Origin of the sequence: Asanoa sp. NPDC049475 (genome assembly GCF_040676915.1) — a bacterium.
Classification (GTDB): Bacteria; Actinomycetota; Actinomycetes; order Mycobacteriales; family Micromonosporaceae; genus Asanoa.
Window position 1 is genome coordinate 529167 of sequence record NZ_JBFAPY010000004.1, and the last position, 10947, is coordinate 540113.

At 71.6% G+C, this 10947-nt stretch carries 8 protein-coding genes; 3 read left to right on the forward strand and 5 right to left on the reverse strand.

Translation table 11 applies throughout. The features are described 5' to 3' along the window. Window positions 1-8 precede the first annotated feature (8 nt). Complete coding sequence (locus AB0J88_RS18010) at window positions 9-866, forward strand: NAD(+)/NADH kinase (RefSeq protein ID WP_364344540.1); 858 nt, start codon at window positions 9-11, stop codon at window positions 864-866. 25 nt (window positions 867-891) lie between these two features. Here the strand turns inward: AB0J88_RS18010 and AB0J88_RS18015 are convergent, their stop codons facing one another. Further along, a complete protein-coding gene (locus AB0J88_RS18015) occupies window positions 892-2205 on the reverse strand; it encodes a cellulase family glycosylhydrolase (RefSeq protein WP_364344537.1) in 1314 nt (437 codons plus the stop codon). A gap of 166 nt (window positions 2206-2371) precedes the next feature. After that, window positions 2372-3007 (reverse strand): 4'-phosphopantetheinyl transferase superfamily protein, encoded by a 636-nt coding sequence (locus AB0J88_RS18020; RefSeq protein WP_364343126.1) that lies wholly within the window; start codon window positions 3005-3007, stop codon window positions 2372-2374. A 70-nt stretch (window positions 3008-3077) separates the two neighbouring features. Between AB0J88_RS18020 and AB0J88_RS18025 the strand changes: the two genes are divergently transcribed. Next, window positions 3078-4040 (forward strand): TIGR03557 family F420-dependent LLM class oxidoreductase, encoded by a 963-nt coding sequence (locus tag AB0J88_RS18025; RefSeq protein ID WP_364343124.1) that lies wholly within the window; start codon window positions 3078-3080, stop codon window positions 4038-4040. 39 nt (window positions 4041-4079) lie between these two features. Next, a complete protein-coding gene (locus AB0J88_RS18030; RefSeq protein ID WP_364343121.1) occupies window positions 4080-5066 on the forward strand; it encodes an LLM class flavin-dependent oxidoreductase in 987 nt (328 codons plus the stop codon). Here AB0J88_RS18030 and AB0J88_RS18035 read toward each other — a convergent pair. The 3 genes from AB0J88_RS18035 to AB0J88_RS18045 form a co-directional block, all read right to left on the reverse strand. Continuing rightward, window positions 5054-7279 carry a cellulose binding domain-containing protein gene (locus tag AB0J88_RS18035; RefSeq protein ID WP_364737922.1) on the reverse strand — a complete coding sequence of 742 codons (2226 nt, stop codon included), beginning with the start codon at window positions 7277-7279 and terminating at the stop codon, window positions 5054-5056. The genes AB0J88_RS18030 and AB0J88_RS18035 overlap by 13 nt on opposite strands. Next, the gene (locus AB0J88_RS18040; RefSeq protein ID WP_364343115.1) at window positions 7276-10287 is read right to left on the reverse strand and encodes a glycoside hydrolase family 9 protein; all 3012 of its coding nucleotides are present in this window, start codon (window positions 10285-10287) and stop codon (window positions 7276-7278) included. The genes AB0J88_RS18035 and AB0J88_RS18040 overlap by 4 nt, the downstream gene beginning before the upstream one ends. 130 nt (window positions 10288-10417) lie before the next feature. Beyond that, complete coding sequence (locus AB0J88_RS18045; protein ID WP_364343112.1) at window positions 10418-10945, reverse strand: GNAT family N-acetyltransferase; 528 nt, start codon at window positions 10943-10945, stop codon at window positions 10418-10420. Window positions 10946-10947 lie beyond the last annotated feature (2 nt).

The following is a 10947-nucleotide window of genomic DNA, read 5'->3' on the forward strand; positions in this document are numbered from 1 at the left end:
CTGTGGGAATGGTGCATACCGTCGGGATCGTGCTGCATCCGCAGCGCGACTCCGCCCCGGCGCTGGAGACGATCCTCAAGTGGGCGGGCAACCACGGCGCCTCGGTGCTCGGGCTGGCCGACGACATCGCCCGCATCGACTGCAACGCGATCCCCGTCGACCCTGAGACGCTGGCCGACAAGTCCAACATCCTGGTCAGCCTCGGTGGCGACGGCACCATGCTGCGCAGCATGCGCCTCGCCGCAGGCACGAAGACCGCCGTGCTCGGGGTCAACCTCGGCAAGCTGGGCTACCTGGCCGAGATCGACGTCGAAGACCTGCCGTGGGCGCTCTCCGCGATCGACAGTCGGCAGTACACCCTGGAGGAGCGGCTCGCCGTCCGCACGACGCTGCCGGACGGCCGGGAAGTCACCGCCTTCAACGACATCGCCCTGGTACGCGTGCCCGGCGACGGATCGGCCGCCGTCGGCGTGCGCATCCTCGGCGTCCCGTTCGTCCGGTACGCCGCCGACGCGGTGATCGTGGCGACCCCGACCGGGTCGACCGCGTACGCGTTCTCGGCCGGCGGCCCGATCGTCTCCCCCAACCTGGAGGGCGTGCTGGTCGTGCCCTCGTCGCCGCACTCCTCGTACAACCGGGCCCTGATGCTCTCGGTCGACGAGACCCTGAGCCTCGACGTCCTGGAGCGCAGCGGCCGGCTGGCGGTCGAGGTCGACGGCGGCGTGGCGACCTACGTCGGCCCCGGCGACCGCCTCGACGTCAACGCGGTGCCGGGCGCGGCCCGGGTGATCCGCCTCGGCCACACGACGTTCTCCGAGCGCGCCCGCCGCAAGCTCCGCGTCACCGGCAGCGCCGAGGTCGACTGAGCGACCCCGGCGCCACCGGGCCGGCTCAACCGGCCGTGCAGGTGGGTGTCGGTGCGGTGTTGCTGCCCGTCCACGACGCGAGGATGCCGAACGTGGCACTCGCCCCCGCGCCCAGGTTGCCGTTGTAGGAAACGTTGCGCGCGGTCACCGCGCTGCCCGACGTGGTCAGCGTGGTGTTCCAGGACTGGCCGACCCGCTGGCCGTTGGCCCAGGTCCAGCCGACCGTCCACGAGCTGATCGCGGCGCTGCCGGCCGTGACGGTGACCTCGGCCTGGAACCCGCCGGGCCACGAGCCGATCACCTTGTACGCGGCCGAGCACCCGCGCGCCGGCGGTGGCGTGGTCGGTTGCGTCGTCGGGGTCGAGGTCGGCGTGGACGTCGGCGTGCCGGTCGGTCCGCCGCCTCCGAACACGGTCGCCTCGCGCGAGGTCGACCGGATCCCGTTGGCGCCGTCGATGATCCGCTGGCCCCAGCTCGTCGGCCTAGTTGGGTCGAAGCTCGTCACCATGTCCAGGTATTCGACGCCGCCACCGTTGCCGCTCCACGACCAGCCGATGTAGCCGATCCGGTTGGCCTGCGTGTAGGACATGATCGTGTCCTCGTCGGGGTTGCCGTCGGAGTGGTCGAAGCCGAACTCGCCGACCACGATCGGCAGCCCGGCCGCGCGGAACCGGCCGAGATAGTCGGTGATCTCCGCCGCCGTGTCGAACACGCCGTACATGTGAATGCTGAACACGGTGTTGCGGTCGGGATCCGCGGCGAACACGGTGGCCGCGTTGTCGCGCATCTCGAACCGCCAGTCCTGGCCCCAGTTGGGCGCGTCGACCATCAGCGTGTGGTCGAAGCCCGCATCGCGCATCCGCTGGATCGCGGTGGTGGTCGCCTGGGTCCACGTCGGACTGACCGCGTTGTTGCCGACCGGCTCGTTGCCGATGTTGATGATGACGTAGCGCTCCTGGCCGGCCAGCACGTCGCGCAGGCCGATCCAGTAGTCGACGGCGGTGGACAGCGGCACGGAGCCGCTCTGCTCGCCGTACCCCGTGGTGTCGTGGTTCTCCAGCACGCAGATCAGGCGGTTCTGCCTGCACAGGTTGACCACGTTGGCCACGTCGGAGGCGCCGTTGGCCGGCCAGCGGCCGCCGCTCAGCACGACCCGCACGGTGTTGGCGCCCGTCGCCTTGATGTCGGCGAACGCCCGGGTCTGGCTCTGGTACCAGGTGTGCGCGTGGCTGATGCCGCGCATCACGAACTCGGTGCCGTTGGCGTCGTAGAGGCGCCCGTTGGTGACGGTGAAGCCGGCGGCGGCGCGGGCCGGCGAACCGACGGTGAGGACGAACATGGCCGCGAGCGCGGCCGCGAACAGTGCCGTGACGACGGCGAGAAGTCTCGGTTTCACGAGGCCTGCCTTCACAAGGGAGACGTGACAAGGGCTGGCAGCTGGCCCGTCAGCTGCCGCCCGGCTCCCTGGGGCGTCGACTCACAGTAGGGCCGCCGACCCGGACAGGTCAACCGGTTAAGTTGACGGTCACCGATGCGATCAGCAGCCCCGGCGCGGCCTCCCAGCGGCCCTCGAACCGGGTGCGCTCCCCCGCTCCGTTCGCCAGCACGCGCACGTCGAAGGTGCCGTCGGCCGAGAACGCCACGCGGGCCTCCTCGAAACCGAGCCAACGTCCGGTCAGCGGGGACCAGGCCTTGTAGAGCGCCTCCTTGGCGCAGAACAGCAGGCGGTCCCAGCACGGCCCGCCGCCCTCCGGCAGGCCGGCCCGCTCGTCCGGGTCGGAGACGAGGTCCAGCACCCCGGCGGGCAGCGGCTCGTCGGGCTCCGCGTCGATGCCGAGCCCGGGCACGTCGCTCGCCCGGGCCACAGCGGCGGCCCGGTAGCCGGCGCAGTGCGTCAGGCTGCCCACGATGCCGTCCGGCCAGACGGGTCCTCCGTTGGGGCCGCGGGGCAACGGCACCGCCGGCAGCCCGAGGAGGGCGAGGGCGTCCCGGGCGCAGCGTCGCGTCGTGGCGAACTCCTGTCGGCGCTTGGCCACCGCCCCGGCCACGGCCGCCTCCTCCACCGGGAACAGCGGGGCCGGGTCGTCGTCGTCACGACGCTCCACCGCGACGGCGCCGGGCGGCAGCAGGTCGGCGAGCACGCTGGCGAGGATATCGGGGTTGCCTTCCCGTAAGCGGGGTAAGCGGACGTTCGGAGCGAGGAGGCAACTTATGGTCGCCGTTGGCTACTCCCTGCTGTGCGAGCAGTCGGGACCGAAGGACCTGGTCGACTACGCGGTGCGGGCCGAGGAGGTCGGGTTCGACCAGATCACGATCTCCGACCACTACTACCCGTGGCTCGACGCGCAGGGCCATTCCCCGAACGCGTGGGCGGTGCTGGGCGCCGTGGCTCACGCCACCTCCCGGGCCGAGCTCATGACCTACATCACCTGCCCCACCCGCCGATACCACCCGACCGTCGTCGCGCAGCAGGCGGCGACCGTGCACCTGCTGGCCGACGGCCGATTCGTGCTGGGGCTGGGCGCGGGCGAGAACCTCAACGAGCACGTCGTCGGACCCTGGCCACATGTACGCGAGCGGCACGCCATGCTGGCCGAGGCGCTGGAGATCATCCGGCCGCTGCTCGACGGCGAGACACTGACCTACTCCGGTGAGTACTTCGAGGTGCCCGAGGCGTACGTGTGGGACCGCTCGGAGACCCGGGTGCCGATCGCGGTGGCCCTGTCCGGGCCGGAGTCCGCGGGCATCGCCGGCGAGTACGGCGACGGCGCGATCGCCACCCAGCCCGAGAGCCGGCTGCTGCGGCTCTTCGACGACGCGGGCGGGTCCGGCAAGCCGCGCTACGGCCAGGCGCCGATCTGCTGGGGTCCGGACGAGGCAGCCAGCCGGAAGATCGCCCACGAGCAGTTCCCGTGGTTCGGCCTGGGCTGGAAGGTCAACTCGAACCTGCCGAACCCGGCCGCCTTCGCGGAGGCCTCGCAGTTCGTCCGCGAGGAGGACGTGGCAGGCGGCATCCCCTGCGGGCCGGACACCGACCGCCACGTCGAGGCGATCGCGAAGTTCGCCGAGGCCGGCTTCACCCACGTCTCGGTGCTCCAGATCGGCGACGACAGCCAGCGCGACTTCTTCGACTGGGCCGAGAGCGAGTTGATCCCGGCACTCCGACGCCTGTAACGGGAAGCTATTTGGCCGCGGCGGCGTTGGGTCTCGTTCGTGATCGACGTTCCGCTCTCCGTGCTCGATGTCGCCCCTGTCGCCGCCAACGGCTCGCCTGGTGAGGCACTCGCCCATACGACCGCCCTTGCCCGGCGCACCGAGGAGCTCGGCTTCCGCCGCTTCTGGGTGGCCGAGCACCACAACATGCCGGCCATCGCCTCCTCGGCGCCGGCGGTGCTGCTGGCCCACCTCGCGGCCAGCACCTCCACGATCCGGGTCGGCTCCGGCGGCGTGATGCTGCCGAACCATGCCCCGCTGGTGGTCGCCGAGCAGTTCGGCACGCTGAGCGCCCTGCACCCGGGCCGGATCGACCTGGGCATCGGCCGGGCGCCCGGCACCGACCAGGCGACGGCGCTGGCGCTGCGCCGCACGGTCGAGGGGCTCTCCGCCGAGCAGTTCCCGCAGGAGCTGGCCAGCCTGATCAACTTCTTCACGGAAGACGAGCCGGGTGCGATCGTCGCTTCGCCCGGCGCGGGCCTGACCCCGGACGTGTGGCTGCTCGGTTCCAGCGGCTACAGCGCGCAGCTCGCCGGCCTGCTGGGGCTGCCGTTCGCGTTCGCCCACCACTTCAGCGCCCAGAACACGCTGCCGGCGCTGGCCCTCTACCGCGACCGGTTCACGCCGTCGCGCTGGCTCGACAAGCCGTACGCCATGGTCGCGGTCTCCACCGTGGTCGCGGACACCGATGAGCGGGCCCGCTACCTGATGGGACCGGCCGGGCTGTCGTTTCTGCGCATGCGCCAGGGCCGACCGCAGCCCCTCGCGACGCCGGAGGAGGCCGCCGCGGTCTCCTACACCGAGGTGGAGCGGATCTTCATGGAGGACCGCCTGGTCGGGCAGGCGGTCGGCTCGCCGTCGACGGTCGCCGGCCAGCTGGGCGCGCTGCTCGAGTCGACCAAGGCGGACGAGCTGATGCTGACCACCATGGTGTACGACGTCGAGGACCGGATCCGCTCCTTCGAGCTCGTGCGTCAGCTCACGTAGACGTTGGGCCGCGCCGGCTGCCCCATCCCGTTGCCGATGAAGAAGCTGGGGTGGGGCGGCTGGTTGTAGGCGGTGTTCTGCCACGCCAGCGCGACCCGGTACTGCGGGTCGTGGACAAGCGTGTGAATCCGGCGGTCGGTCTGGACCGGAGTCGCGTAGATGCGTAGCGCCGTGCTCTCCGACGTGCGCCAGATCACCTCCTCGCGCCAGTCGCCGAGGATGTCGCCTGACAGGGCCGGGGTGGCCTTGGTGCCGTTGTTGCTGGCCACTGCCGAGCCGGTGAGCAGGCGGGTGTCGCCGCTCGTGCCGTACTTGTCGATCCGGGTCTGGTCGAGCAGCTCGCGCACCGGGTCGCCGTCCCACCAGATCACGAAGTTGGCGCTCGACGGCTTGCGACCAACGTTGGCGCCGCTGGTCGAGCGGAGCCCGTCAACGGCCGCCGACCACGACTCCGCGCCGGGGCTGCCGGCGTAGACGTCGGCGGCCACCCCACGCCCGTTGTCGCCGGCCGGCGCGGTCGACCAGAGCACCTGGCCCGTGCGGGCGTCGGCGAACCAGGACGCGGGCTTGCTGCTGTCCTCCGAGACCTTGAAATACTCCAGGCCCGCGCGCGACGGGTCCAGGTCGCCGAGGTGGGCGGCGTCGCCGTGGTTGTTCCTCGTGTTCCACAGTGGAGCGCCATTGTCGTCGATCGCCATCGCGCCGAACACGATCTCGTCGCGGCCGTCCGCGTCCACGTCACCGATCGTGAGGCTGTGGTTGCCCTGGCCCGCGTACGCCGATCCCGCGCTGTTGGAGTCGAACGTCCAGCGCCGCTGGAGGCCACCGTTGCGGAAATCGTACGCGACGATGACCGTGCGGGTGTAGTAGCCGCGGGAGACCACCAGCGACGGCCTGGTCCCGTCGAGATAGGCGGTGCCGGCGAGGAACCGGTCGACCCGGTTGCCGTAGCTGTCGCCCCAGCTGGACACGGTGCCGCGGGCCGGCACGTAGTCCACCGTGGACCTCGCGGCACCGGTGCGGCCGTCGAACATCGTGAGGAACTCGGGGCCGGCCAGCACGTAGCCGCTGCTGTTGCGGTAGTCGGCGTTGGCGTCGCCGATCACCTGGCCCGTGCCCGACCGGCTGCCGTCGGCCGTCTTCATGGCCACCTCGGCGGAGCCGTCGCCGTCGTAGTCGTACACCTGGAACTGGGTGTAGTGCGCTCCCGCGCGGATGTTGCGGCCGAGGTCGATCCGCCACAACCTCGTCCCGTCGAGGCGGTACGCGTCGACGAACACCGGCCCGGTGTAGCCGGACTGCGAGTTGTCCTTGGCGTTGGACGGGTCCCACTTGAGCACGATCTCGTAGTCGCCGTCGCCGTCCAGGTCGCCGACGCTCGCGTCGTTGGCGCTGTAGGTGTAGGCCTCGCCGGCCGGCGTGCTGCCGCCGGGCGGGCGCTGGATCGGCACGTCGAGGTAGCCGTTGGCGAACCGCAGCGCGGGCGGGCCGGCCGCCTGCGGGGCGCCGTCCACCACCGCGCGGATCGTGTAGCTCGCGTCGGCCGCCGCGCCCGCGTCGAGGTAGTTGGTGCTGGCCGTGATCGGCGTGCTCGTGAGCCGCGTCGAGCCGCGGTAGACATGGAAGCCCGTGTTGGTCGCCTCGGTGCCGAGCAGGCGCCAGGAGACCAGGTTGTTGCTGCCCGATCTCACGCTGATGGCGCCGCGGTCGAGGTCCTCGACCTGTCTGGCCCCTTGCTGGGGTGGCGGGTTCTGCGTGGGTGGCGGGGTGCTCGGTGGCGGGGTGCTGGGTGGCGGCGTGGTCGGGTTCGGGCTTGTGGCGCCTGTGCACGCGGTGCCGTTGAGGGTGAACGTGGTCGGGGCCGGGTTGCTGCCGCTCCACGCGCCGTTGAAGCCGAACGCCGTGCTGCCGTTGGTCGGCAGGCTCGCGTTGTAGCCCGCGTCGCGGGCGGTGACGGCGGCACCGGACTGGGTCACGGCCGCGTTCCAGGCCTGGGTCACGGTCTGGCCGGCGGCGTAGCTCCAGGTCAGCGTCCACCCGGTGATCGGGTCACCGAGGTTGGTGACGGCCACGTTCGCGCCGAAGCCGCCCTGCCACTGGTTGGGCACCGTGTAGTCGACCCGGCACCCCGCCGCCGCGGTGGCTGTGCCCACCGCGGCGGCGAGGCTCGCGCCGAGAAGCGCGGTCGCCGTCACGACCGCTGTCCTCCTCATGACGAGCACCGGCTTCCGTTGACGGTCACCAGGCTCGGCGCGGGATTGGCGTAGGAGGACGACTGGGTGGCGTTGAAGCCGAACATGACGGTGGCTCCCGGCTGGATGCGAGAGTTGTGGGACTCGTTGCGGGCGGTCAGCACGGCGCCGGCCTGGCTCGCCTGGGCCAACCAGGCCTCGCGGAGCTGCTGGTCACCGGCGAACGCGAACCGGGCCGTCCAGCCGTTGACGGGTGCGGTGCCGGTGTTCGTGATGTCGAGCTGACCGGTGAAGCCCTTGCCGTCCTGCCAGGTGCCGTAGTTGGTGTAGACGACCTTGCAGGAGACGGTCCCCTGGACGCTCTGGTCGGCGAGGAAGGACGCGACCCAGGCCAGCGCCGAGTTCCAGTTGATGGCGACCTCGTTGGTGGCGTACGAGTTGATGTCGTCGACGTAGCAGAACATCGGCGCGCAGCCGTCCAGGAGCTGCTTGGCGAACGGGTCGTCGAGGCTGGCGTTGGCACCGCCGGCGATGGAGCCGGCCGGCGGGTGCGGCAGCGCTTCGTTCAGCTGGTGGCCGAAGATCCGGCTGTGCTGGTTCTCGGAGGCGTTCTCCCCCCAACCGGTCACATAGGACTGGTTGAGCGCGTTGCGGCCGAGGATGTAGTCCATCGCCTCGATCGCGCCGCTGCGGTACTTCGCCTGGCCGGTCAGGTCGTACGCGGTCGCCAGTACCACCGCGTTGTTGAGGATGTTGCTGTTGGCGCCCCAGAAGTAGGCGTTGGCCGAGCCCGGCATCGGCAGCCCGTAGGCCTGCCCGGCGGCGGTGGCGAGGTAGGTGTCGGCGGCGGTGATGACGGTCTGGCGGACCCGGGTCCGGTCGTTCAAGGCGTTGGGCACGGTCGCGAGGTCGAGCCGGCCGAGCGCCGCGGTGCTGCCCCAGCCGAAGCCGGTCGGGGTGAACACGTCGCCGGTGTGGTGGGGGCTTTGTTCGACGTCGGTCCGGTAGGTCGCGGCACCGGTGGTCAGGAACAGCTCGGACGCCGCCCAGTAGAACTCGTCGGTGACGTCGTTGTCGCTGTAGGTGCCGCCGCCGTTGCCGTCGTTCGGGCTCGCATAGACGGCCGGTTGCGCCTTGGCGGCGGCGTACGCCGTCTTGGCCGCGGCGAGCGCGCGGTTGGCGAAGGCCGGGTCATAGGGCGCCCAGAGCCGGGCACCCTGCGCCGCGACGGCCGCCAGGTTGAGCGTCGCGGCGGTCGACGGCGGGTGCAGCTCGCGCGGCTGCGGGTCGGCCTCCGGCGCCAGCGGCAGCCCGGTCCAGTTCTGGTCGTGCAGCTTGTGGTGCGCCATGCCGGCGAGGGGTTGGCCGGCCGGCACCTGCATGCGCAGCAGCCATTCGAGCTCCCAGCGGGCCTCGTCGAGGACGTCCGGGACCTTGTTGCCGCGCTCGGGCACCCGCAGGGTGCTGTCGGCCAGGGCGGCGCCGAAGTTGGCCGTCGGTGCGGTCTTGGTGCGCTCGTACGTGCTCAGGAGCTGGGCGGTCGCGATGCCGCCGTTGACGACGTACTTGCCGTGGTCGCCGGCGTCGTACCAGCCGCCGCGGGCGTCGAGGCGATAGGTGCAGACGCCGGGCTGGCAGGGCACGTCGGTGTCGCCCTGGTTGGGCGCGACGCCGAGGTGTCCGGCCGGGCGGGCGTACTGCTGGCCGACCAGGTTCCCGTCGATCGCGATGCCGCTGCGCTGGATGTAGAAGAACTGGAGCGAGTCCGATCTCAGTTGCGCGTAGAGGCTCTTCGTGACGTCGAACGGGTGGCTGGTCTCGCCGTCGGCGGTCAGGGTGAGGCCGGTCGCCTCCGCGGCGTACCCGGTGAAGTCGATCGTGTGGGTGTTCTGGCCGGAGGCCGCGTCCTCGCCGCGCGGGGTGGTGGTGCCGCTGCGGACGGTCGTGCCGGCGCTGTTCTTGAGCTGCCAGGGCAGGGCCGTGGTCGCGTCGGTGACGAGGGTGGCGCGCTTCGGGCCGTCGGGGAGGTAGCCGACCTGGTTGACCCGCACCCGCGGGCCGGTGTCGGGCACGTAGGGCGGTTCCGGCTCCCCGCCGCGCAGCGAGACGTTGTCGAGGCAGAGCTCGTAGCCGGCCGCGTTGCCGCCGACCTGGAACGCGACCTGCCCGGCCGGGGTGTCGTCGGGGGCGGTGAAGGTGAACTCGTAATGGTCCTGTTGCGGCGTCAGGCTCAGGTCACGGCTGAAATAGCCGGTGTACGGCTCGGCGCCGAGCTGGACGGCCACGCGTACGGTCGCGGTCGGATCGGCGTGGGCGTCGAAGCTGAGCGTGTACGCGGCGCCGGCGGTCAGGCGGACGTCGTTCTGCCCGACACCGCCGTCCCAGGGATTGGCCAGCCCACCGGGCACCGCGGAGCACAGCTGTCCGTTTTGGACGGTCGTGCTGGTGGTGCCGTAGGAGTACCAGCCTGCGGTGCCGTCGCCGAAGTCGCCGTTCTCGAGCTGCTCCGGGTCGGCCTCGCCGTCGCTGGTCAGGCTGACGTCGTCCAGGCAGAAGGTGTACGGGTCGGCCTTGCCGCCGAGCTGGAAGGTGAACGTGCCGTCGGCGGCGGTCAGCCCGCTGGTGAAGCTGTGCGTCTCCTCCTCGCCGTCGGGGGTGACCGCGGTCGAGAGGACGGTGGTGTACGGCGCGGCGTTGAGCTGGACGTTGGCGGTGACCGTGGTGTCGGTGGTCGCGTCGGCGGTGAAGGCCAGCGTGTACGCGGCGCCGTCGGTGAGGGGGATGCCGTTGTGGCCGATGGCGACGTCCCACGGGTTGGCGGTGCCGCCGGGCACGTCGACGCAGAGCCGGCCGTCGCGTACCGCCAGGGTGGTGTTGGCGGTCGACCACCAGGGGGCGGTGCCGGCGTCGAAGGTCCCGTTGGTGATGTGCTCCACGGGTGCGGCGGCCGCGGGGGTGGCCGAGCCGACGAGACCGGCGGCGACGAGCACGATGACGGTGGCGGCGGCGGTGCGGGCCTGACGGGTCACGAGCCGTCCCTTCCCGTGGGAGATAGACAGTCATCCTTGGAAGCGCTCCCATGTTGCCATCGGGTTTCAGCACTGTCAATGTCACGGTCGAGCGGGTTCTCAGGGCTTTGCGCGGCGTCTGGGCCGTCGATCAACTGCCCGGCGGCGTCCAGATGCCGAACCACTGCTCGGCGTCCCAGGCCACGAAGCGGTCGACCTCCACGAACCCGAGCTTGGCCGCCAGCCGCATCGAGCTCTGGTTCGCGCTCTGGGTGCAGAGCACGACCGGCTCGCCCGGGAACGCGCCGGCGAACCAGTCGAGGGCCGCCGTGCATGCCTCGGCGGCGTACCCGTGTCCCCAGGTCCGGGGCAGGAACAGGTAGCCGAGGTCGACCTCTCCCGCCTCTGGACGGACGCGGTTCGGCGGCCCGATGTCGCGGCGCTCGAGCATGACGGTGCCGATCATCGCGCCGTCGCGCTCGACGACGAACACGCCCGGGCGCCGCCCGGGGACCTCGGGCGTGCGGTCGAGCTCCTCCTGCGGCCGCGGGCCGCCGACGTAGGTGCCGACCTCGGGCGAGCCGAGCAGCTCGATGAACGCCCTACGGTCACGGGCCTCCGACTCACGGAGCGTGAGCCGCTCGGTCCTGATCGGAGCGGGGGGCCACAGGTCGCTCATGC

Bases quoted from the DNA above. Each gene is read 5' to 3' on its own strand.
- AB0J88_RS18015 (WP_364344537.1), bottom strand. From the start codon at position 2,205: ATGTTCGTCCTCACCGTCGGTTCGCCGGCCCGCGCCGCCGCCGGCTTC.
- AB0J88_RS18025 (WP_364343124.1), top strand. From the start codon at position 3,078: ATGGTCGCCGTTGGCTACTCCCTGCTGTGCGAGCAGTCGGGACCGAAG.
- AB0J88_RS18010 (WP_364344540.1), top strand. From the start codon at position 9: ATGGTGCATACCGTCGGGATCGTGCTGCATCCGCAGCGCGACTCCGCC.
- AB0J88_RS18035 (WP_364737922.1), bottom strand. From the start codon at position 7,279: ATGAGGAGGACAGCGGTCGTGACGGCGACCGCGCTTCTCGGCGCGAGC.
- AB0J88_RS18045 (WP_364343112.1), bottom strand. From the start codon at position 10,945: ATGAGCGACCTGTGGCCCCCCGCTCCGATCAGGACCGAGCGGCTCACG.